This window comes from Desulfothermobacter acidiphilus, from assembly GCF_052073645.1.
GTDB classification, from domain to species: domain Bacteria; phylum Bacillota; class Desulfotomaculia; order Desulfotomaculales; family Ammonificaceae; genus Desulfothermobacter; species Desulfothermobacter acidiphilus.
Genome location: NZ_CM125440.1, coordinates 1,077,370 through 1,099,667 on the forward strand (window position 1 = coordinate 1,077,370; position 22,298 = coordinate 1,099,667).

Annotated in this window: 23 protein-coding genes; 4 read left to right on the forward strand and 19 right to left on the reverse strand. The window is 58.1% G+C overall.

Annotation, left to right across the window (positions count from 1 at the left end; all coding sequences use genetic code 11):
* Positions 1-101: 101 nt before the first annotated feature.
* The 5 genes from nuoH to ACTLLP_RS05480 are packed head-to-tail and all read right to left on the reverse strand — an operon-like array spanning position 102 to position 3,539.
* A complete protein-coding gene (gene nuoH, locus ACTLLP_RS05460; RefSeq protein ID WP_441057619.1) occupies positions 102-1,100 on the reverse strand; it encodes an NADH-quinone oxidoreductase subunit NuoH in 999 nt (332 codons plus the stop codon).
* 33 nt (positions 1,101-1,133) lie between these two features.
* A complete protein-coding gene (locus tag ACTLLP_RS05465) occupies positions 1,134-2,252 on the reverse strand; it encodes an NADH-quinone oxidoreductase subunit D (RefSeq protein ID WP_441057622.1) in 1,119 nt (372 codons plus the stop codon).
* A complete protein-coding gene (locus ACTLLP_RS05470) occupies positions 2,249-2,704 on the reverse strand; it encodes an NADH-quinone oxidoreductase subunit C (RefSeq protein WP_441057625.1) in 456 nt (151 codons plus the stop codon). Before ACTLLP_RS05470 ends, ACTLLP_RS05465 begins: the two co-directional genes overlap by 4 nt.
* Positions 2,701-3,192, reverse strand: a complete 492-nt coding sequence (locus tag ACTLLP_RS05475) for an NADH-quinone oxidoreductase subunit B (RefSeq protein ID WP_441057628.1) — start codon at positions 3,190-3,192, stop codon at positions 2,701-2,703. Before ACTLLP_RS05475 ends, ACTLLP_RS05470 begins: the two co-directional genes overlap by 4 nt.
* Positions 3,183-3,539: an NADH-quinone oxidoreductase subunit A gene (locus ACTLLP_RS05480; protein ID WP_441061664.1), complete on the reverse strand. Its 357-nt coding sequence runs from the start codon at positions 3,537-3,539 to the stop codon at positions 3,183-3,185. Before ACTLLP_RS05480 ends, ACTLLP_RS05475 begins: the two co-directional genes overlap by 10 nt.
* 300 nt (positions 3,540-3,839) lie before the next feature.
* On the opposite strand from ACTLLP_RS05480, the gene ACTLLP_RS05485 reads away from it, so the two are divergent.
* A complete protein-coding gene (locus ACTLLP_RS05485; protein ID WP_441057631.1) occupies positions 3,840-4,862 on the forward strand; it encodes a polysaccharide deacetylase family protein in 1,023 nt (340 codons plus the stop codon).
* A gap of 34 nt (positions 4,863-4,896) precedes the next feature.
* A complete protein-coding gene (locus ACTLLP_RS05490; RefSeq protein WP_441057634.1) occupies positions 4,897-5,169 on the forward strand; it encodes a hypothetical protein in 273 nt (90 codons plus the stop codon).
* Here the strand turns inward: ACTLLP_RS05490 and ACTLLP_RS05495 are convergent.
* The 14 genes from ACTLLP_RS05495 to ACTLLP_RS05560 form a co-directional block, all read right to left on the reverse strand.
* The gene (locus tag ACTLLP_RS05495; protein ID WP_441057637.1) at positions 5,132-5,887 is read right to left on the reverse strand and encodes an SAM hydrolase/SAM-dependent halogenase family protein; all 756 of its coding nucleotides are present in this window, start codon (positions 5,885-5,887) and stop codon (positions 5,132-5,134) included. The genes ACTLLP_RS05490 and ACTLLP_RS05495 overlap by 38 nt on opposite strands.
* A 350-nt stretch (positions 5,888-6,237) precedes the next feature.
* Positions 6,238-6,501 carry a stage V sporulation protein S gene (locus ACTLLP_RS05500; protein ID WP_441057640.1) on the reverse strand — a complete coding sequence of 88 codons (264 nt, stop codon included), beginning with the start codon at positions 6,499-6,501 and terminating at the stop codon, positions 6,238-6,240.
* 121 nt (positions 6,502-6,622) lie between these two features.
* Positions 6,623-7,936 (reverse strand): tRNA (N(6)-L-threonylcarbamoyladenosine(37)-C(2))-methylthiotransferase MtaB, encoded by a 1,314-nt coding sequence (mtaB, locus tag ACTLLP_RS05505; protein WP_441057643.1) that lies wholly within the window; start codon positions 7,934-7,936, stop codon positions 6,623-6,625.
* Complete coding sequence (locus tag ACTLLP_RS05510; protein ID WP_441057646.1) at positions 7,920-8,681, reverse strand: 16S rRNA (uracil(1498)-N(3))-methyltransferase; 762 nt, start codon at positions 8,679-8,681, stop codon at positions 7,920-7,922. Before ACTLLP_RS05510 ends, mtaB begins: the two co-directional genes overlap by 17 nt.
* Before the next feature lie 2 nt (positions 8,682-8,683).
* The gene (gene prmA / locus ACTLLP_RS05515; RefSeq protein ID WP_441057649.1) at positions 8,684-9,526 is read right to left on the reverse strand and encodes a 50S ribosomal protein L11 methyltransferase; all 843 of its coding nucleotides are present in this window, start codon (positions 9,524-9,526) and stop codon (positions 8,684-8,686) included.
* On the reverse strand, positions 9,523-10,668 hold the full coding sequence (gene dnaJ / locus ACTLLP_RS05520) for a molecular chaperone DnaJ (RefSeq protein WP_441057652.1): 1,146 nt from the start codon (positions 10,666-10,668) through the stop codon (positions 9,523-9,525). The genes prmA and dnaJ overlap by 4 nt, the downstream gene beginning before the upstream one ends.
* 11 nt (positions 10,669-10,679) lie before the next feature.
* Entirely contained in the window at positions 10,680-12,491 is a 1,812-nt protein-coding gene (dnaK, locus tag ACTLLP_RS05525) for a molecular chaperone DnaK (protein ID WP_441057655.1), read from the reverse strand.
* 5 nt (positions 12,492-12,496) lie between these two features.
* Positions 12,497-13,063 carry a nucleotide exchange factor GrpE gene (locus ACTLLP_RS05530; protein WP_441057658.1) on the reverse strand — a complete coding sequence of 189 codons (567 nt, stop codon included), beginning with the start codon at positions 13,061-13,063 and terminating at the stop codon, positions 12,497-12,499.
* Positions 13,047-14,621: a TCP-1/cpn60 chaperonin family protein gene (locus ACTLLP_RS05535; protein WP_441057661.1), complete on the reverse strand. Its 1,575-nt coding sequence runs from the start codon at positions 14,619-14,621 to the stop codon at positions 13,047-13,049. The genes ACTLLP_RS05530 and ACTLLP_RS05535 overlap by 17 nt, the downstream gene beginning before the upstream one ends.
* 11 nt (positions 14,622-14,632) lie before the next feature.
* Positions 14,633-15,664 carry a heat-inducible transcriptional repressor HrcA gene (gene hrcA / locus ACTLLP_RS05540; protein ID WP_441057664.1) on the reverse strand — a complete coding sequence of 344 codons (1,032 nt, stop codon included), beginning with the start codon at positions 15,662-15,664 and terminating at the stop codon, positions 14,633-14,635.
* A 165-nt stretch (positions 15,665-15,829) separates the two neighbouring features.
* Positions 15,830-16,966: a radical SAM family heme chaperone HemW gene (gene hemW / locus ACTLLP_RS05545; RefSeq protein ID WP_441057667.1), complete on the reverse strand. Its 1,137-nt coding sequence runs from the start codon at positions 16,964-16,966 to the stop codon at positions 15,830-15,832.
* Positions 16,966-18,765, reverse strand: coding sequence for a translation elongation factor 4 (gene lepA / locus ACTLLP_RS05550; RefSeq protein WP_441057670.1), 1,800 nt, complete (start codon positions 18,763-18,765; stop codon positions 16,966-16,968). The genes hemW and lepA overlap by 1 nt, the downstream gene beginning before the upstream one ends.
* A 135-nt stretch (positions 18,766-18,900) precedes the next feature.
* The gene (spoIIP, locus tag ACTLLP_RS05555; RefSeq protein WP_441057673.1) at positions 18,901-19,824 is read right to left on the reverse strand and encodes a stage II sporulation protein P; all 924 of its coding nucleotides are present in this window, start codon (positions 19,822-19,824) and stop codon (positions 18,901-18,903) included.
* A gap of 68 nt (positions 19,825-19,892) precedes the next feature.
* A complete protein-coding gene (locus tag ACTLLP_RS05560) occupies positions 19,893-20,240 on the reverse strand; it encodes a phage holin family protein (protein ID WP_441057676.1) in 348 nt (115 codons plus the stop codon).
* A 182-nt stretch (positions 20,241-20,422) separates the two neighbouring features.
* Between ACTLLP_RS05560 and ACTLLP_RS05565 the strand changes: the two genes are divergently transcribed.
* Positions 20,423-20,641, forward strand: coding sequence for an alpha/beta-type small acid-soluble spore protein (locus ACTLLP_RS05565; RefSeq protein WP_441057679.1), 219 nt, complete (start codon positions 20,423-20,425; stop codon positions 20,639-20,641).
* Positions 20,642-20,746: 105 nt separating this feature from the next.
* On the forward strand, positions 20,747-22,291 hold the full coding sequence (locus ACTLLP_RS05570) for a putative polysaccharide biosynthesis protein (RefSeq protein ID WP_441057682.1): 1,545 nt from the start codon (positions 20,747-20,749) through the stop codon (positions 22,289-22,291).
* The last annotated feature ends 7 nt before the right edge of the window (positions 22,292-22,298 follow it).

The window sequence follows — 22,298 nt, forward strand, 5'->3', positions numbered from 1 at the left end:
TAATTGCGGATGCTCCTCCGGGTACTGCTGAGTGATAGACTTCCCCCAGAGGAACCTCCAGGTAACTCCCAATCCTTTAAGTAACCCCTTCCCCCACATAGCTACCCCACCCCCTGGGCCAGCTTAATCCCGATCCCGGTAAGGAGCAGATTCAGCAAGGCCAAAGGCAAAAGTACCTTCCAGTTAAAATCGAGGAAATGATCTATGCGCACGCGGGGGAAAGTCCAGCGCCACCACATAAAAAGGAAAATAAGAAGATACACTTTGAGCCCGAACCAGAACCAAGAAGGCAGCCAGGGACCGTGCCAACCTCCTAAAAAGAGGGTCACGGCCAGAGCGGAAACCGCTATCAGGTTGGCATACTCCGACAAATAAAAGAGCGCAAAACGCATTCCCGTATACTCTACGTAAGGGCCGGCGATGATCTCCTGCTCCCCCTCCACCAGATCGAAAGGAGCTCGGTTGACCTCTCCCAGGGCCGCCATCAGGTAAATCCAGAAACCCAGGGGCTGCAAAAAGATAAACCAGCAATGCTGTTGGGCGGCCACAATCTGCGAAGTTCGTAGCGATCCCGCTAGCATCACCACTCCCAGGACCGATAGGGCCAGCGGCACCTCATAGCTAACCAGCTGCGCCACCGCGCGCATACTTCCCAGCAAAGCGTACTTGTTATTCGACCCCCACCCCCCCATAAGCAGAGGAAGGGTAGTGGTAGAGGCTACCGCCAAGAAAAAGAGAACACCAATGTTTAAATCTACTGGCAATAGATTCCGTCCAAAGGGAATAACCGCCAATAGCAGCACCGGAGGAACAAAAATTAGCAAAGGGGCCAAGACGAAGAGCCAGCGGTCGGCGTGCGAGGGAATAATATCCTCCTTGCCCAGAAGTTTGACGGCATCGGCCACTGGCTGCAATAGCCCGCGGGGCCCCACGCGGTTAGGCCCCAAGCGCTGTTGCATGTAGGCACTTAATTTGCGCTCCAGATAAACCAGGTAGAGGACATTGACGAAGATAAAAGTAAGAATCCCCACCAGGTAACCTACACCCAGCCCTAGCGTTACCAACCAGTCGTTATTAAATCCTGTCCTGCAAAGGGGCATATTGACCGCTCCCTTCCCTTTCTCCCCGGAGCATCAGCGATCCACTTCGCCCATCACAATGTCGATCGAGGCGAGGGTAGCAATGAAATCCTGGATCGTGCTGCCCTCCGCCATTTTGGGTAGCGCCCCCAGGTTGACAAAAGAAGGAGAGTGGATATGGAGGCGGTAAGGTCGATCACTGCCATCACTGACCAGGTAAAACCCTAAAGCGCCCTTAGCCCCTTCAATTTGGTGATATACCTCGCCTGGTGGCGCTTTGAGCGCCCGGGGCACTTTGCCTCTCACTGGTCCTTCCGGTAAGATGTCTATGGCCTGGCGGATAATGCTAGCGCTCTGCTCGATTTCCCGCAACCTTATCAGCAAACGATCGTAAGCGTCCCCGTTGGGCAAGGTGGGAACAGCAAAAGTAAAACGGGGGTACCAGCCGTAGGGCTTGGCTTTGCGTAAGTCGAAAGCCAAGCCACAGGCCCGGAGATTGGGACCCGTGACTCCGTAAGCCAATGCCGTTTCCAAGTCCAGCTTCCCCACCCCTCGGCAACGCCCAATGAAGATCTCGTTCCTTACCACAAGGTTCTCAAATTCCTCCATCATACAGGGTAAATCATTGAGGAAACGTTGCAGAGCCGGGAGGAACTCGGGTGGGACATCCGCCGCCACCCCGCCTATGCGCAGGTAAGCGGGCAACATGCGTCCGCCCGATACCATCTCAAAAAGATCGAGTATCTTTTCGCGCTCGCGGAAAGGCGGAAACCAAGCGGTCCAACCCGCCAGATCGAGCGCCATAGAGGCGATCATCACCAGGTGACTGGCTATGCGAGAGAGCTCGCTCATGATAACCCGCAGGCATTCGGCCTTCTCTGGAACCTCGATCCCGAGCAGCTTTTCCACCGCCTGGACGTACCCCAGATTGTTGAGCACAGGAGCCAGGTAATCCAGCCGATCGGTATAAGGCAGAAACTGATGGTAATTGCGGCTCTCCGCCAGCTTCTCTATACCTCGGTGTAAATAGCCTACCTCGTTCTCCAGCTGGATAATTTTTTCACCATCCAGCGTTAAGACGGCCCGGTAAACTCCGTGGGTGCTGGGATGCTGCGGGCCCATATTCAGCACTAGGTGTTGGGTCGGCAGTTCCTCGGGAAATGACAAAATCATCTCTCCTTTAGCTCCTCAGGAAGAGAAAAATCCTTACGCAAAGGATGACCGGGAAAATCAGGGGGACAAAGAATCCGTTGCAAACAGGGGTGCCCGATAAACTTCACTCCCAGGAGATCATAAACTTCGCGCTCCTGGACGTTAGCGGCTGGCCAGTGAGGCGCCAGGGAAGGAATCTCTGGAGAAGCCCGATCCACCCTCACTTTAATCCTCACCTCACGGGCCTCCGGAACCGCCATCAGGTGATAAATCACCTCTATTACTCCCGCTTCGGGATAGTCCACTGCCGTGAGATCAGCCAGTAAATTGAAGCCGTGACTTTCCCTTAGCTCCCGCACTAACTCTGGCAAAATGGCGGGAGAAGCTGCCATCACCGGCAGATGAGGATCTTCCACCAGGGTCAGTCCTGGGAAAAGATTCAACAATCGGCTTAAACTATCCGTCCCGCTCATTCGGTCATCCCCTGTCGCATAACTTTTTCCCGCAATTGCAACAGTCCGTGAAGCAAAGCCTCGGGGCGAGGGGGGCAGCCCGGCACGTACACATCCACCGGCACAATAAGATCTACCCCGGGAACCACGCTGTAAGCATCAGCGAAGGGTCCACCGGCGATTGCACAGCCACCCATCGCCAGCACCCACTTGGGTTCGGGCATCTGCTCATAGAGGCGCCGTAGCAAGGGGGCCATCTTGTAAGTGACGGTCCCCGCCACTATCATTAGATCTGCCTGGCGGGGCGAAGCCCGGAAAACCTCGTAACCGAAGCGGGCAATATCGTAACGAGCGCTACCGGTGGCCATCATTTCGATAGCACAGCAGGCTAAGCCGAAGGTTAGGGGCCAAAAAGAGTGGGCACGAGCGTAATTTAACCAGCGCTCCACCCGACCTAGGAGCACATTGGGAAGAGAGGTGGGGAAAAAGAGCTTTGCACCTACCACCATCGCAAGCCTCCCCGCTTCCAGGCATACCACAGGCCCAGAGCTAAAATACCGATGAAGATAACCATCTCGATAAACCCCAGCCACTCCAGACGGCGGAAGCAAACCGCCCAGGGATAGAGGAAAACTGCCTCGGCATCGAAAAGCAGAAAGATTAAGGCGTAAAGAAAGTAGCGAGCCTTGAATTGAACCCAGGCCGACCCCTCGGACCTCAAACCGCATTCGTAAATGGCGCGTTTATCGCCAACAGGCGTGGGATGGGGGCGTAAAATCCAACTGAGAGCCAGGGAACCCCCCGCTACTCCTAGCGCGCCCAACAATAGAACAAAAAGCAAGGCGTATTGGCTCATCCCATACAATACCTTTCTTTCCTTAACCTGTTTCGTTAATAGTATCGTTCGCCTAAAGTCAAAAAAATCCTTCGTAAAAATTAATCGCAATAGAAAATTTTGCTCTCGGTGAGGGCCTGGCAACACCCAAGGATTACCGCCCGAGCCGGGAATTGCGCGTTGAAAAAAATAAAATAGTAAACTTAAAGCCAATGGTAAAAAGAATTTAAAGGGGGCTAACCGCCAGGAACGGTGGGGTGGGACTGCGAATTTACTACTCTATACCCGTCTATCACGACTCGCAGAAAGGGGTAAGCTAACGTGCGCTTGAACGCCAAACTTCTTCTGGGATCTTTGCTCTTGCTAGCGATCGGGATCGCCGCCGTTTGTTCCAGCCATTTTTTTAATCACGCGGCACCGCAGCCTCTGCCGGCAGCCAAGGCAAAGGAGGTTCCGGCCACCTCCACCGCCCTGACCCCTATCCCTCCCCGCCTGGACGTGCCCGTCTATTACAAGAACAGAGTAGTGGTATTGATGTTCCATAACCTCGATCCTACCTATCAAGGGCGAGGTACCCTCACTCCCGACGCCTTCGCCGCCGACATCAAAGCCTTGGTAGACCAAGGCTTTAACTTCGTTACTGCCGAGCAACTAGCCGCTTTCCTGGAAGGCAAGGGCCAGGTCCCTCCCAACGCTGTGCTCATAACTTTCGATGACGGCTACAAGGGCAACTACTTATACGCTTTCCCGGTTTTAGAAAAATATCGTATACCGGCCACTATTTTTCTAATCGGAAGCCTGATCGGCCACCACCCCAACTTTCTTACCTGGGAAGAAGTGAGGAAGATGGCGCAATCAGGGTTGATCACTTTCGGGGGGCATACCTACGATCTGCACAAGGGAGCTCCGATAAGCCCCGACACCACCTCTCCCGCCACCGTAGCCTTGATTTATGATTTGGCCACCGGTAAGCGAGAAGACCTAGGGGCCTACCGCGCCAGAGTGCTGGCCGACAGCCAGAAAGAGCAGGATCTCTTCCGCCAGGAAATAGGCCAGCCTTCTCCTTTCTTCGCTTACCCCTACGGAGCTTACACGCCCGAGCTCGACAGTGTCCTGCGCGAGGCCGGTTACGCTTATTTCTTCACCACTTTGTACGGTGCCAACTGTTACGGCCAAGATCCGCACCACATCTTCCGGATCAACGCCGGCATGCCCACTATCACGCCGGATAAACTGGTGCAGGAGACGCGCAATGCGGGGGTCGGTACCACTGGACCCCGCAAATTTCCCCCTACTTTCATTCCCAAGTGGACCCAAAAACCGATAAAATCTTCTCAAGGTTGACGCTAAAACAGCAACGGAGGGCAGAGATCAGACAATGGATGTACGCGAAGCTATCGCCCAATTGGCGCAAAACTTCGATTCAACATCTGTGTACCAGATAAAGGGTAAGGATTACGCCTTCAAGGTGGATGAAGCCCAGCACCTTTATCTGGTGGTGGAAGCCGAAGGCCGGGGCATCTTTCTGGCGCGTTTCGCTCCCGATTTCATGCGCCCCCGGCCCCTCCTCCCAGAAGAGCAGGCGGCGGCGCGAGAATTGGCGCGGCAACGCCTCAAAGAAGCCGGTCTATGGCCGTCAACTTTATCTTAGTTCCGGGCGCCAAGGGTAGCGCGTTTGCCGCCCGCCCTTGAGACAGAGCGATCTCCAAGGTGCCCGATGATCCGGTGGTAACGAAGAGCTCCCCGGCGGGAGCGTGGGCATAGGTAGGATAAAAAGGTAGGGTTAGATTAATGCTGGCGCTGCCCAGGTGGTAGCGCCGCGCCTCCGGGCAAGGCGGAAGATTGGTGATAAGGTTACCGAAAGCGTCGATCACCACCACTTCCCCCTCCCGCCCTCTCCGGTGAAAGCGCAGGGGCACCCGAACCGTGGTGGGGGTACCGAGGGAAATCAGCGCTTCCCCGCGAGCTAGAGCGGCTACGGCTGGCGCGAAGACATCGCGCGCCTCGAAGGTGGAAACCACACCCGGGGGACGTGGAAGTGCCACCGCCTCCACCAGGCCATCCTGCTCCAGAACCGGGTAAAGAAGCCCGTTATCGGGACCTACCAAGTAGTAGCGCCGGGTGCGCACGGCCAGAGGCTGCCGCTCTCCCCCCACTCCGGGGTCCACCACAGCCAGAAAGATAGAGCCTTCAGGGAAGTAGGCGTAACCGGTTAGGAGATGCCAGGCCCCTTCGCGCACGGCGAAAGGGGTGACCGCGTGGGTCAAATCCACCACCGCGGCGCCCGGGCAAAGAGTCAGAATCACCCCTTTTACTACCCCCACGTAAGCGGAAAAGCCGAAGTCGGAAAGAAAAACTATGAGCCGCATAAAGGGTTTATCCCCCTTTGCTCAGCAGAGGTGCAGCATCAGGGTTGGTTATCCGGGCGGAAAGGAGAAAACCACCCGGAACTCGCAACTGCCGCCGCCAGGGAAACCCTGCTCTTGAGCAAGCGCTTCCGATCTTTATTACGAAAACGAGCGGCAGAAATCACTCGCTCGCCGCTCCGCTTCACAGCCCGCCAGATCGTCTCGCTTTGCAAGCGAATAAGCGGGCAGACTTCTCTATTTCCTCTATTCGCACTCTCTACCGGAGAGCTCATCGGGCCAGGCCAGAAAAGTGGTAACCGTCGGAAAGAAGAAATTCTTGCTGCGTGGCGTTTCAGGCTATTCGCATACTTTCATCGCCACAACACGCGGAAGCGAACAGCGGTTATTTGCCTCCCATCGAGCTCCGTCTCCGCGAAGCCGGGTACCGTCTTTAAATCCGCACCCTCCGGCGCGGCCAAACCCCGAGCGATGATGATGCCCTTGACTGCCTGATTTACCGCTCCAGCACCCACCGCTTGCAATGTAACCTCGCCCCCGCTTTCTTTTAAACTCTCACACAGAGCCACAGCCAGTTTTTTGGGATCGGTTTTGCTCGATACCTTGAGTGTCTGCAAGGCTTTTCCCCTCCCACGATGGCTTTTGCGTCTTTTTAGCTGCATTTTACCATAAACCTTTGGGGGAGTCGAGATCTCTAATTTCCAGAACTTGTGTATCACACCACCAATCCTACTGTGACTAACGATGAGCAAGAACCCCGTAGAGGATTCCTTCCACTACTCGTTTTACCCGAACCCGGACCAAGTGCCCAGAGACCAGGGAAGCGCCTTCGACAATTACGGTGAGGTAATGGGAAGAAAGACCTCTTCCTTGACCGCTCTCCACTCGTTCCAGCAGCACGTCCACTTCCCTTCCGAGGAAACGCTCTGCGTAGCGCTGTCGTAGCTCCTCTCCCAGAAGGAGCAGGCGATCCACGCGGCGTTTGATCTCCGAACGGGGCAATTGCCCAGAGAAGCCAGCCGCCGGGGTGCCAGGGCGGGGCGAATAGGGGAAAACGTGCAGCCCCGAAAGCTGGAGCTCCCGCAATAGGCTCTCGGTGCGGTTGAAGGCGGCCTCGGTTTCTCCAGGAAATCCTACCAGCACGTCGGTGGTGATGGCTAGGCCGGGTACGGCTCGGCGCAGGCGGTGCACCAGTTCCCGGTACTGATCCGTAGTGTAGCGCCGGCCCATGCGTCGAAGGATACTGTCATCCCCGCTCTGCAAAGGAAGGTGCAGATGAGGGCAGAAACGAGCCTCCCCACGCAAAAGTTCGATGAGCTCCTCGGTCACCTCCAAAGGCTCGATGGAACTCAGCCGCAACCGCCGCAGGGCGGGCAAATCTAGTAGCCTTCGGATCAACTGAGACAAGCTTAGGGAAGGGGAAAGATCCTGGCCGTAAAGGCCGAGGTGAGTTCCGGTGAGCACCAACTCCATCATCCCTGACCGAAGCAGGCGCCGAGCTTCCTCCAGAACCGCCTCGGGGGGGCGGCTGCGGCAAGGGCCGCGGGCGTAAGGCACGATGCAGTAGGTGCAGAAGTCGCGGCAACCCTCCTGCACTTTGAGCAAAGCTCGGGTACGCCCCTCGGGAAGAGCAGTAAGATTCTCAAAAACAGCGGGTAGTTCTCCTACCGCCACCAGCTGCCGCCCCGAACTCCGGGCCTCTTCCACCAGATCGGGCAAAAGACGGCGATGGCTGAGGCCGGCCACCACCCTTACCCCTGGCAATAAAGCCAGTTCCTGGGGGAGTAACTGGGCGTAGCAACCAGTGACCACGATCAGGGCCTGAGGGTAGCGTTGGGCCACCTTACGAACAACCTGGCGAGATTTCTGAGCTGCGGTGCGGGTGACCAGGCAAGTATTGATGGCATAGACCTCGGCCGGTTCCCCAAAGGGTACCACCTGGTAGCCGCACCGGACGAACAGGGCTGCTAACTCCGCTGTATCGCATTGGTTAACCTTGCAGCCCAGGGTGTAGAAAGCCACCCTCGGCTTCCCCTCAACACGCGCCGGCATCTATTCCTCCTCCCAGATCGCCCCAGCTGTAAAGCACCAGAGCCAGAGCCACCAGGCCGGCTGTTTCCGTGCGTAAAATCCGGGGGCCCAGCGTCACCGTGATAACCCCACGCGCGCAGGCCTCTTTAACCTCGCCGGGGCTGAAACCCCCTTCGGGGCCGATGAAAATAGCCACCTGGGTTTCCCGACCGGCAGCGAGACAGGCCCGCAGAGAACGTTTCAGCTCCCCCTCCCAGGGCATCAGCTTAACCTCCGTTGGAAGCAAACGCTCCAGCGCCTGCGACCATGGCAAAATTTCCTCCACCCGAGGTACCCAGGCACGTCCGCACTGGCGCACTGCCTCCCGCGCTATTTTCTGCCAGCGATCCCGTTTCTTACAAGCCTGCTGCTGGTTCCAGCGGCCCACCACGTATTCGGTTAGCAAGGGTGTTATGCGCTCCACCCCTAGCTCCGTGGCCTTTTGCACCAGCAAATCCATCTTTTCCCCTTTAGCTACCCCCTGCAAGAGGTGGACCTTCACCGGCGGTTCCGGAGGAAGAGCTAGATATTCGCCCAGCTCCACCTCTGCCTCCCCTCCCCGCAGCGAGAGCAAAACGCCGCTTCGCGCCCGTCCCGCTCCATCGCTAACGATCAATCGATCTCCGGCACGCAGCCGCCGCACCCCGAGCAGGTAATGGGTCTCCTCCGGAAGCAGTTTGACCCGAGGCAGATTCAACTCTTCTGGAGCCACAAAGACCCGCGGCACCTTCACGCCCTCCACACCAGCCCCACCCAGCCAGAATCCTCTTCGCGATCTTCCAGGGTGGCGCCGACAAATACGGGCAGCGCCTCTTCCTCCCGCTCCACCGGAATACCGCTGGCGATGAAAATCCCCCCCGCAACCAAGAGGTCCCGGGCGGCAGGCCAGAGCATCTGCAGCAATTCGACGGTGAGATTAGCCACTATCAGACAGGCCTTTTCCTCCTGCCCCGCCAGCAAATCGCCTTTCAGCACTCGCACCCGCTCGGCCACCCGGTTGCGAAGCACGTTCTCCTGAGCTACTCGTAGGGCTACCTCGTCCTCATCTATAGCCACCACGCTGCTGGCCCCGAGCCGGGCAGCGGCAATAGCCAGGATGCCCGATCCCGTACCGACATCGTAGACCTTGGCTCCCGGACGGAGGTGGCGCTCCAGCAAGCGCAGACAGAGGCAGGTACTGGGATGGGTGCCGCATCCAAAGGCCAGTCCAGGGTCGAGTTCGATTACCACTTCCCTCGGATCTGGAGAGTACGAGCACCAGGTGGGTTTTACCACCAGGCGCTCCCCTACCCGGAAGGGCCGGTAGTCCCGGCGCCACCAGGTGAGCCAGTCTTTATTCACCAAAGGCTGCACTATTATGTCGCCACTAGCCCACCGCTCCCCCGCCGCCCACAAGCGTAAAAACTTATCTACCGGCGCGTGCGCCGGTAGATAGACCACCACCCACACGTTGCAGCCGTCGGGAATCACCTCAGCCCCCCGGCCAGCCAGTTGAGCCAGGTCAGCCGCCGCCTCCTCGGCTTTTCCTGGAGAAACCGGCACTCCCACTCGCCACCAAGCTTCCCCGCTCATCGCCAGGCGTCCTTTACCCGCTCAAAAAAACTTTTTTCGCCGGCCTTGACTTCTTCCCCAGAAAGGCGGGCCAACTCCTGCAAGAGCTCCCTCTGTTTTTCCGTGAGGCGAGTAGGAACCACCAATTTCACTTCCACCCAGAGATCGCCCCGACCGTAGGGGGTGGGAACCCCCTTGCCTTTAACGCGCAGGCGCTCCCCCGGTTGGGTGCCAGGAGGGATACAAAGCTTGGTCTTCGTCTCCCGATCCGGACCCTCCAGGATAGGCACCTCCACTTCTGCCCCCAAGGCGGCCTGGGGGAAGGATATAGGGATCTGACAGTACAGGTCCTGGCCCTGCCGCCTAAACACCGGGTCGGGTTTCACCCGCAGGAAGACGTAAAGATCGCCCGGGGGGCCACCCCGCTCCCCCGCTTCTCCCTCTCCGCGAAGGCGCAGGCGCATTCCCTCCTCCACCCCGGCAGGAATGTGAACTCTAACCCGGCGCCGCCGCTTCACTCGGCCCGTGCCCCGGCAAGTGGAGCAAGGGTGGGGAATATATTCCCCCTTGCCCCCGCAACACTCACAGGTACGCGTCTGAATAAACTGCCCGAAGGGGGTGGTGCGGGCATAACTAACATGCCCAGTGCCTCCGCACGCGGGACAGGTTTCTGGCCGCGTGCCCGGCTGGCAACCACTTCCCTGGCAATCCGGACAAATTTCGGTACGCGGCACCAGCACCTCTTTTTCCGCCCCGAAGACCGCCTCCCGGAAAGAGAGCTCCAGCTCCACCTCCAGGTCCGCGCCCCGGCGCGGCCCGCGCCGGGGGCGACGAGCTCCGAAAAGGGTCTCAAATAGATCCCCGAAACCGAAGCCCAGATCGCGAAAGATCTCCTCGAAATCGGCTTGTCGGAAGTCGAATCCCATCCCTTGGCCTTCGGAACCTACCCGGCCGTAGCGATCGTATTGAGCTCGCTTTTCGGGATCAGAAAGGACAGCGTAGGCTTCGGTGATCTCGCGAAAGCGAGCCGCCGCCTCCTCTTTATTGTCCGGGTTGGCGTCGGGGTGATACTGACGCGCCAGCCGGCGATAAGCCTTCTTTATCTCTTCTTGAGTGGCATGGCGATCTACCCCAAGTATCTGGTAATAATCCTTCTCGGGCATAACCCAACACCTTATTTCACTTCGTAGTCGGCATCCACGGTTTTACCTGCTTCGCTCTTCCCTTCCCCGGCCTCGCTGGAAGAACCTGAAGCCGCCTGGCGATAAGCCTCGGTGGTCAAGGCGTAAAGGGGCTCGGTCAAAGCCTCCATCTTCTGCTTGATCGCCGCCAGATCCTTGCCCTCCAGCGCCGCTTTCAGTTCGCGTAACGCCGCCTCCAAACGGTCCACCTTGGATTTATCCGCCCGTTCGCGGAAATCCTTGAGCACCTTTTCCGCCTGATAAACCAGGGACTCGGCCTGGTTGCGGGTTTCCACCTCCTCACGACGCTGGCGGTCTTGCTCGGCAAACTGCTCCGCTTCTCGCACCATGCGCTGGATCTCGTCCTCCGCCAGTCTGGTCGATCCGGTGATTGAAATGCTTTGCTCCTTCCCGGTGGCCAAGTCGCGCGCCGTCACGTTTAGAATGCCATTGACGTCGATATCGAAGGTAACCTCAATCTGCGGCACCCCGCGGGGAGCCGGAGGAATCCCGGTCAGCAAGAAGCGCCCCAGGCTCTTGTTGCCGGCCGCCATAGGCCGCTCTCCTTGGAGTATATGGATCTCCACCGTGGTCTGGTTATCGGCCGCGGTGGTGAAGATCTGACTCTTCCGCACGGGAATGGTAGTGTTGCGTTCGATGATTTTGGTGAACACCCCACCCAGAGTTTCGATACCCAGGCTCAATGGGGTAACGTCCAGCAGGACCACATCGCGCACTTCGCCCGCGATGATCCCTCCTTGGATGGCCGCTCCTATGGCCACGCACTCGTCCGGGTTTATGCCCTTGAAAGGCTCTTTACCCAGGAAGCGCCTCACCGCCTCCTGCACGCAGGGCATCCGCGTAGCCCCACCCACCAACAGGATCTTATCTATCTGCTCCGGCTGGAGACCGGCATCGGACAGGGCCTGACGCAGCGGTCCCATAGTCATTTCCACCAAATCAGCGGTCAACTCCTCAAACTTGGCCCGCGTGAGAGTCAAGTTGAGGTGTTTGGGCCCAGAAGCGTCGGCCGCAATAAAGGGCAGGCTGATGGCCGTGGAGGTCAAGGAAGAAAGCTCGATTTTAGCCTTTTCAGCCGCTTCCTTGAGGCGCTGCAAAGCCATCCGGTCCTGGCGCAAATCGATCCCTGTCTCCCGCCGGAATTCTTCTATGAGATAGTCCATTATCCTTTGATCGAAATCGTCGCCGCCCAAACGGTTGTTGCCGCTGGTGGCCTTGACCTCAAATACACCTTCGCCTATCTCCAGGATAGAAACGTCAAAAGTCCCGCCACCGAGGTCAAAAACCAGCACGGTTTGGCTCCCCTCTTTATCCAGGCCGTAGGCCAACGCCGCAGCCGTGGGCTCGTTAATGATCCGCACCACATCCAAACCGGCGATGCGCCCAGCGTCCTTGGTGGCCTGGCGCTGGGAGTCATCGAAATAAGCTGGCACGGTGATAACCGCTTTGGTGATCTTCTCCCCCAGGTAGGCCTCAGCATCTCGGCGGAGTTTCTGGAGAATAAAAGCCGATATCTGCTGCGGGGTGAATTCTTTATCATCTATTTTAACGCGGTGGTTGCTACCCATGTGACGCTTGATTGAGATAACGGTGCGCTCCGGGTTGGCTACCGCTTGGCGCTTGGCCAACTCACCCACCAGGAGCTCCCCCGTAGGAGAGATAGCCACCACCGAAGGAGTGATGCGCCCTCCCTCCGCGTTGGGTATTACCACCGGCTCGCCACCGATCATAACCGCCATGCAGGAGTTCGTAGTACCTAAATCGATACCCAGAATCTTTTCCATAAGCTTCAGTCCTCCTCCTTGGTCGGGGTCTCGTCCGCCTTTTGCCTGGCTACTTTAACCAGGGAAGGCCGCAAGAGCTTGCCCCGGAAAAGGTAGCCACGGCGATACTCCTCCAAGATTATACCATCCGGCCCCTCTCCGGTTTCCGCGAAAGCGAAAGCCTCGTGGCAGGTCGGGTCGAAAGGTTGACCCTGCGCCACAATGGGCTCCAAACCCTCTTGCCCCAAAATTTCCAAGAGACGTTGGTAGATCATGGCCACGCCGCGCAGGAAATCCTCTAACTGCTCCCCGGGAGCAGCCAGGGCCCTTTCCAGATCGTCCAGCACCGGCAACAGACGCTGCACCAATTCTGCTCCCGCCAGACGTAAATTTTCCTCCTGCTCCTGCAGCAGGCGTTTTCTCCAGTTATCGAAATCCGCCCGCAAGTGCAACAGCTGCTGGCGGTATTCCTCTGCTTTGGCCTGAGCCTGGGCTAACTCCGCTTGCAGCCGTTGCCAACCCTCCTCCCCTTCCGGGAGGGATGTTTCCAGTTCTTCCTCCGGCAACTTCTCCTTTTTATCCTGCTCCTCCATCGGTGCTCCCTTCCCCACCCTTGGCTTGATCTTCTCGTTTTCGTATTATGGTATCGATACGCAGGATAGCCTCGGCGATTTCTCCCGCGGCGCGTAAGGCGTGTTGCTTAACCAGCGCCGGGTCAAGGACGCCAGCTGCCAACATATCCACGATCTCCCCCGTATCGCAATCAATCCCCAGGCTGTCCCGACCAGTGGAAGCCTGAGCCGCTATCACATCGCCCATCTTCTCCAGCGGATTAAACCCCGCATTGGCCACGATCTGCGCCAGCGGCCGCCTCAAGGCTTCCACCACACAGCTGACCCCGTAAGCTGCCATCCCCCGGATCTCACTTTTGCGCTGCTCCACCTCCTGAGCTACAGCCAGCTCCACTGAGCCTCCACCGGGAACCACTCCGCCTTTAACTGCCGCCTGTACCGCCCCAGCGGCATCTTTAGCGATGCGCTCGCGCTCCCCCACCACCTCGGCAGTAGCGGCTCCTACGATAATGGTAGCCATGGGTTTGCCCGCGCCTCGCAAAAATATCTTCTCTAGCTTTTCCTCTTCGAACACTTCCTCTACCTCGCCGAGATACCGGGCAAGTTCCTCCGGGCTCTTCTTCAAGCCGGTGCGCTTGATAGGCCGCGCTCCGGTATGTTCGGCCACCCGGCGCAAGTCGCGCTGCAGCACTCTCTGCACCACCATTACTCCCGCGTCGGTGAGGAGTTCCTCGGCAATGTCCGCTACTCCACGCGCCGTCAATACCAGGCCCACGTCCAACTCCAGCAGCTTAGCCAGGTTCCGCTTGAACTCTTCCTGAAGAGCTAAATAGCGGGCGAAACCCGCTTCGGTACGCAACGCCCCTTCCTCTATCTCTTCCGGTTCCAGGGCATCGTCGAGGAGCAAGACCCTTTGGCGTTCGAGCCGCTCCGGCATGTGCCGGTTGAGCCTGCTCTTGTTGAGGACCAGGCCCTGAAAGACCTGGTTTTCCGCTCCTTCCTCCGCCACCACAGTATCCGCCAGCTTAAAGGCTGCTCGGCGAAGCTCTAGTTCGCCCACCAGCCGAGCAGCTTCAACCACCAGCTCGGCTATGTCTCGATGCCCCCGGCCAGCCACCAAAGCCACCTGGCGCAATCTCGGATCTTCCAATCCTTCCAGCGGTACCGCCTTGGCTGCCAGCGCTTCCAGGGCAAACTCCAGACCCTGCCGCAGACCTTCGATAACCCGAGCTACGGGTACCCCTTTCAGCACCAGCTCTACACCGGTGCTCACCATGGCTCCCGCCATGACGGTGGTGGTGGTGGTACCGTCGCCCACCTCCTGCTCCTGAGCTTTGGCCACGTTGATCACCATCTTGGCGGCCGGATGGCTCGCCTCCATGGTGCTCAGAATGGTAACGCCATCGTTAGTAATGATCACTTCACCGAAGCGGTCCACCAGCATAGTGTCTAAACCTTTAGGGCCCAGCGTGCCCTCCACCGCCGCAGCAATAGCTCGAACGGCGTTAGCGTTGGACAGGAGGGCAGCAAGGCGCTCGTTCACCTCGGATCCGCTACTAGCCTGCTGCTTAAGACTCATCTTTCCGCTCCTCAACCTAAGATTTCCTTGAGTTCCTCGTTAAGGCTATTGGCTACCCAGAGCAGCAAACCCGCGACGCGAGCGTAAGGCATCCGAGTAGGTCCTAGGACCGCCAGCGCACCCTCCAGGTCACGGTGGAGATGGTAACGGACCAGGACCAGGCTAAAGTCGAACTTGCTCACGCGCTTAACTTCGCTACCTATGCGAATGCAGACCCCGTCCGCGGAAGGGGCGGAGGGCTCTAATAAGTCGCAGAGATAATCTTCCTGCTCCAGCAGACCTAGCAAAGTCCGTAGGCGCTCGATGTTGTGAAACTCCGGCTGGAACAGCACGTAGGAAAGTCCACCGTAAAAGATGCGGCCACCGGGTTGCTCCGAAGCCCCCCTCAGCCACTCCAGAAGCTGTTCCAGGAGCTTATGGTGGCGATCCAGTTCCCGGCGGAGCTCCTGTAGCAAAGTGGCCTTGATGTCGGCCACCGACATCCCTTTCAGCTTGGCGTTGAGCACCTCGCTGATAATCTCCAGGTCGTAAGCATTGACCCCCAGCGGCACCGGAAGGAAATGCCGCACCACCTCTCCCGAATCTAACACTCCCAACACCATGGCCTTACCTTCCCCAAAGGGCACCAACCGCAAGTAGCGGATGACGTCGCCTCCCCGGGGCACGGTGGCCAGGGTAGCGCAGTTGGTGAGCTCGGCTAGAACCTGCCCGGTGCGCTGGATCACCGCGGCCAGCTCTTCGGCCTTACTGCGGATTTGCCGGCGAATCAGATCTTTTTCGGCTTCCGAGGGCTCCTGGACCTCCATTAAGTTATCCACATAATAGCGGTAACCGCGCTCGGAAGGTATCCTCCCCGCCGAGGTGTGGGGCTGCTCCAGATAGCCCATTTCCTCCAGGTCAGCCATTTCATTTCTTATGGTAGCCGGGCTCACTCCCAGCCCGTATTTGCGGGCAATAGTGCGCGAACCCACCGGCTCCCCTGTGTTAATAAAATCTTCCACCACCGCCGCCAGTATACGCGCTTTGCGTTCGTCTAATATCATAGCCGCTCCCCCACCTTGTTAGCACTCTGCCCTTGCGAGTGCTAAAGGCCTCTGCTTCTAAAAATATACCGGATCGTAGCTTTTGTCAATATAGCCGGCCGGAGCGCGAGTCCGTGCCGGAAACCCCAACCGAGCTCTCGAAGGGGTGAAGCGGCGAGACCCAAACTACACAAAGTGCAGCAGGGCCTGATTGGCCACCGGTAGCGCCTCCCGAGACAGGCGCAACCACCCTCCCTCCCATTCCAGCAATCCCTGTTGCTGCAAGCGCTGCAACACCGGCCCGTAAACCTCCTCCAGAACCACGCCAAAGCGGGCAGCAAACCAGGAACGGTGCACCCCCCGGCGCAGGCGCAGGCCCAATATCATCGCCTCTGACCGGGCATCTTCCGAGCTCAGCACCGTCTCTTCCACCACCGGCGAGAGCCCCCGCGACAAAAGGTCAAGATAGGTGGGCAGCGCGGGAGCGTTAGCCCAGCGCTTGCCGGCCCAAAAGCTGTGGGCTGCCGGTCCCAGTCCCAGGTAAGGGAGCAAGCGCCAATAGCCTAGGTTATGCCGGCATTCCCGGCCGGGCCGGGCAAAATTAGAGAGCTCGTAATGTCGGTACCCTCGACTCTCCAGGACATCAATGGCCTCCAGATACATGGCCCGCACGGCCTCTTCCTCGGCAAGAGAGATTTTTCCAGCAGCCACCTGTCGGCCTAAAGGAGTGTGTTCCTCCAACTCCAAGGCGTAGGTAGAGATGTGGGTGGGGCCCAGCTCCACCGCCACCCGCAACGCTTCTCTCCAATCCGCCAACGACTGGCCAGGGAAACCGTAAATGAGATCCAAATTAATATTCGTTAAACCGACCCGGTGGCAAGCGTCTACCGCCGCCACCACCTCTTTAAATGTGTGCCCCCGCCCTAACAAGCGCAAATGCTCCGGACGAAGCGCCTGCATACCGATGCTTACGCGGTTCACACCCCAGTCCTTCAAGCGCCGGGCTAATTCCGCCGAGAAGGTCTCGGGGTTGGCTTCTATGGTTACCTCGGCCCGGGGGAGAAAGCTGAAACTTTGTCGCAGCAAATTGAAGATCTCCTCGAGAAAAGCAAAAGGCAAGCAGGTGGGAGTGCCTCCGCCTAGGTAAAGAGTGGCGAAACGTGCGCTGTTATCCTGAAGTCGCCGCCACCACGAGACTTCGCAACGCAGCCCTTCCAGGTAAGCCTGCGCCAACGCTGAAAAATAAGGGTAAGAAACAAAATCGCAGTAGGCGCACTTGTGCAAGCAAAAGGGCACGTGCAAATAAAGACCAGCTGGAGACATCACTCATCCACCCGCAGCACGGCCAGAAAAGCTTCTTGCGGTATTTCTACCGACCCCACCTGTTTGAGGCGCTTCTTGCCCTCTTTCTGCTTCTCCAATAGCTTCTTCTTACGAGTCACGTCACCGCCATAGCACTTGGCCAGCACGTCCTTGCGCAAGGGTTTGATGGTCTCCCGGGCTATCACCCGCCCGCCGATAGCCGCCTGGATGGCCACCTCAAATAGATGGCGGGGAATCAAATCGCGTAGCTTTTGCACCAGCTGACGGCCCCGGTGATAGGCCCGATCCCGATGCACAATGGTGGAAAGGGCGTCTACCATCTCTCCGCCCACCAATATGTCCAGGCGCACCAGATCACCTTCACGATAGCCTATGAACTCGTAATCCAGAGAAGCGTAGCCCCGGCTAGCCGATTTCAAGCGGTCAAAAAAGTCGTACATCATCTCCGCCAGCGGCATTTCGTAAGTGAGAATAACCCTATCCTGGCTGGGATATTCCATATCCTTGAACACTCCTCGCCGCTCGCTGCAAAGCTCCATCACCGCTCCCACGTATTCCTTGGGCAGCATGATGGTGAGGCGCACGTAAGGCTCCTCGATGGCCTCTATCTCACCGGCGGAGGGAACACTGGCCGGGTTATCCACCTCTAGCACTTTGCCACCGCGGCAGCGCACCCGGTACACCACATTGGGAGCTGTGGTCACCAGTTCCAGGCCGAACTCCCGCTCCAAGCGCTCCTGCACCACCTCCATGTGCAAAAGTCCCAGAAAACCGCAACGGAAGCCGAAACCCAACGCTGCCGAAGTCTCGGGCTCGCAGTGCAAGGCCGCATCGTTGAGGCGCAGCTTTTCCAGCGCTTCGCGCAGGCGCTCGAAGTCGCCCGTCTGAATAGGGTAAAGCCCACAGAAAACCATGGGCTTAGCCGGGCGGTAACCAGGAAGAGGAGCCGACGCCGGCCGCCTCGCTTCGGTTACGGTGTCGCCCACGCGGCAATCGCGCACGTCCTTGATCTGCGCCACCAGAAAGCCCACTTCCCCCGTCTCCAAAGAGGCGATGGCCTCGGGCTGGGGACGGAAGATCCCTACTTCAGTCACCTCGAATTCCCGCCCGGTGGACATCATCCGGATACGCATACCCGGAGCCAAACGGCCATCCACCACCCGCACATAGGCCACCACGCCTTTGTAGGGATCGTAGTGAGAATCGAAGACCAAAGCACGCAACGGCCCCTCTTCCTCCCCCCGGGGGGGAGGGATGACGCGCACAATCCGATCCAGAACCTCGGGAACCCCGGTGCCCAATTTAGCCGATACCAGCAAGGCTTCCTCGCCCGGCAGCCCTAAAATCCGTTCCAACTCCTCTTTCACTCGCTCCGGATCGGCTGCCGGTAAATCAATTTTATTGATGACCGGGATCAGCACTAGATCGTACTCCAGAGCTTGATAGGCGTTGGCCAAAGTCTGGGCCTCGATGCCTTGACTGGCATCCACCACTAGTAAAGCGCCTTCGCAAGCCGCCAGGCTGCGTGAAACCTCATAAGAAAAGTCCACATGCCCTGGCGTATCAATCAAGTTCAATTGGTAATCTATCCCATCGGAACCCCGGTAGTTTAGGCGCACCGCCTTGGCTTTGATGGTTATGCCCCGCTCTCGCTCGATGTCCATGCGATCCAGCAATTGCTCCCGCATTTCTCGGGGAGAGATGGCTCCGGTAAGCTCCAACAATCGGTCAGCCAAGGTGGACTTGCCGTGATCGATATGAGCGATGATGCAAAAATTGCGAATATACTCTTTCGCCACTTTAGCTTCTTCCCCCTCGCCCTTAGATTATATCTTAGCCGCCGGTGGGGAAAAAGCTTATCCTTGAGAGATAGAGCCCCTTAAAAGGAACCGAGTGTCGAGGCCCAGAGGCATGGTAGGCAGGCTGGTAACACTCTACCCGGAGCTCTGCTCAGTCGAAGCTCCCGGGGGCGGTGCGGGCGGGGCAGCAAGCTCTTCCCGTAATACCGCCGCCACCACCTCCGCCCAAAGCACTGCTGCTCTCTCCGCCTCTTCCAAGGTGTTGTCCACCCCTCCCATTTCAAAGAGCAGGGCCCGGGGATGCAGATGTTGGTTATACCTCCCTCCCTTGACCCGCACCCCTCGGCACAAACCGGGATACAGGGTTTCCGCCTTGGCAGCTAGGCGCTGAGCGAAATCCCGGTTTTGCTCCCAGGTGGGGAAGGGCTGACGCTCTCCTGAACCCACCACGATGAGAACATGGGCCACAGCCTGTCCCTTTAACTCTAGCACCCGGTCTTGAGGCGGCTGGCGCGAGTCCCGGTGGATATCGAACACGGCCACCGCCTCCGGGTGAGCTGCCAGAAGCTCCTGAGCCGTCTTTTCCGACTCCAAGTAAGAGGTAGCGTAGCAGGCATCGTGGATCTTGTCGCTGCGTATCACCTCGAATCCATGCCGTTCCAGTTCCCGCGCCAGAGTGGCCGCCACCTGAACCACGCCCCCCTTTCCCCCTTCCTTCCTCGCGATCCCCTCGCTGGGAGCGTACGCCTCGCCAGTATGCGTGTTATAGATGAGGATTAGAGGGCGGGGTTGGGACCCTACTTCCGCTATAATAGAGGGCGAGGGAGCTGCTGCCGCCCACCAATTCTCCCATCGAAAGGGCAGCGCCCAGCGCAAACACAGTCTTTCTCCCTCTTTTTTGGCCACCAGGTCTGACGGCAGCGGCGGTGAGGCCGACAGAGAGAAAAGCAGGCATCGCTGGGGAGTAAGCCATCCCCGCACCTGAACCGCGTAAAAGCCCGCTGCCGTCAGAAGCAATGCCATCAGACAAGCCAGCCCGCGCCAGCCGTATCCATACAATGCAAATCCCCCCCAGGTACATGTCTATGCCCACCAGGGGGGGTGCAGCACCATAACTTTCCTTTTCTCTAACGCAACAGGGTGGGAACAAAGGCGTCAATGAGACCGATGATGAAAGCGGCAATCAGAGCTCCAATAATACTCACACTTAGTAGCCCCGGGATGATAAACTGGGCCAGGTAAATGACCACCGCCGCCGTTATAAATCCCACTATCCCCCGGCTTTGGGGAGAAATCTTTTCCCCCAGCAAAGTCTCCGCCAGATAGCCTAACAGGGCAATCACCGCGGCAGCAATCAGAGCTCCTAGAAAACCGCCTCGCACCACGAATCCCGGAGAGAGCCAGCTCACGATCATCAAAACGATGGCCGAGACTACAAAGCGTACCGCCACTCCCAGCCAATTGTGCCGTTCCATTACCAATCACCTCCCTTCGTTAAACTCCCTTTTAGCTTGTGCCTCCTAAAGCGCACTTTATACTCACTTTATGTGCCCAGGAGCCGATAGTTCCTCGAGATCCAGAATTTTGCCTTCATAGCCAGCCTTCCTCGGGCACATGCTAAAGTCGAGCCACCAAGAAAACAGCGGGAGGTGAGCAGGTGGGGCGCCGGAAAAAGAAAGCCATGATTCCGGAAGCCCAGCCAGCACTCGAACGCTTTAAGTACGAGGTGGCAGAAGATCTAGGACTAGCCGACAAAATCGCTCAGCAGGGCTGGGGAGAAATGACCAGCCGCGAATGCGGTAAAGTCGGTGGCAACATGGTGAGGCGCATGATCAAGTACAGTGAAAACAAGTTAGCGCAACCGACCGAGCAATAACCCCTGGGGGTGGGTGTAAAGGCCCACCCCCCACTTATCTGGTCCTGCCCCACCCTCAGACGGGCATACACATGGAAGTAACAAGGAGCCTGTTGGAGGATTTTAATGGCCCGTCAATCGCTTCTGGCCGGCACCGCCGTGTTATCCCTGGCTAGCCTAGTCAACCGGGTTCTGGGTTTTTTCTACCAGATACTACTCATAAGGATACTACACGCCGAAGGCGTAGGGCTTTTATCCATGGTTTTCCCCCTCTACATTATGGCCTTGGTAATGGGATCTGCCGGCATTCCGGCCGCTGTGGCCAAGCTGGTAGCCGAAACGCAAGCCCAGGGCTCCGCCTGGCGCATAGCGGCCATCCTCCGCCTGGCCGCCATTCTCACCGCCTTTTCCAGCCTTTCCGTCTCCGCCCTGGCCTTTCTTCTGGCCCCCTGGCTCACTCAGCGAATTTTTGCTAACCCGGATGTCTATTTCCCCTTTATTTGCTTATTGCCTAGCGTGCCGGTGGTCTCGCTTTGCTCCGTCCTGCGCGGCCTTTACCAGGGATGGCAAGACATGACTCCCACCGCCTGGAGCCAGTTCATCGAGCAAGTGGTGAGGGTGGGAGCAGCCTTGACTCTGGCCTATTGCCTGGCCCCCTTGGGGGTGGCCGCAGCTGCTTCCGGAGCCGCGCTGGGGGTAGTGGCCGGAGAAACAGCCGGATTCGCCTTCCTTATTTATCTCTTCCGCCGTCATTTTTCCTTGTTAGTCCCCACGACCAAAAGCGCACTGGGGCAGGAGCTGCGCCCGCTTTTAGGATTTGCCCTGCCTGTGACTTTTACCCGGCTCTCTTCCACCCTCTTTCTCTCCTTGGAAGCCCTCCTCATTCCTCAGCGTCTGGTGGCCAGCGGGTATCCCGTTTCAGGTGCCACCGCCCTTTACGGTCAATTCGCCGGCGTAGCCGAGACCCTTCTTTACACCCCTAGCATCGTGACCGTATCCTTGGCCACCGCTCTGGTCCCAGCGGTAGCCGAAGCCGTGGGTAGCGGTAATCAACGCCTGCTCCGCCAGCGCATCAACAACGCCATCAGACTCACCTTACTGGTAGGAATACCCAGCGCCACGGTCCTGCACCTGCTGGCCGTCCCTCTCTGTCAAGAAATTTTCGGTTACCCGGAGGCTGGAGCCAGCCTACGCTTGCTGGCTCTGGGAGCTCCCTTTCTCTACCTCCAGCAGACCACCACCAGCATCCTGCAAGGATTAGGCTTCCCCTTTTCTCCCTGGCGCAATCTGGCCATAGCTTCCCTTTTCAAGCTGCTCTTAATTTACTGGTTGACCGCCCTCCCGGAAATGAATATCAGCGGGGCAGCGCTGGCTTTCACCGTCAGCTATACCTGCATGGCGCTGCTCAACCTGCTAGAACTCTGGCGCCGCAGCGGTTTTCTTCCTCCCGTCGGCGAGGCCCTACTCAAGCCCTCGATGGCCACCTTGGCAGCCGCCTCGCTTTTTCTCTGGCTGGGGTGGGATAAAGGACCCTTGGCTCTTTCCCTACCTGGTTTTGCCTTGCTCTTCATCCCGAGTTCGCTAATCTTCCAGGTGGTGCAGAAGGAGGACTGGCGGCGCCTGCAGATGATAACCGGGAAGATTTTCCGCGAGATTAAAAGGCGGCCGTAACACAAAC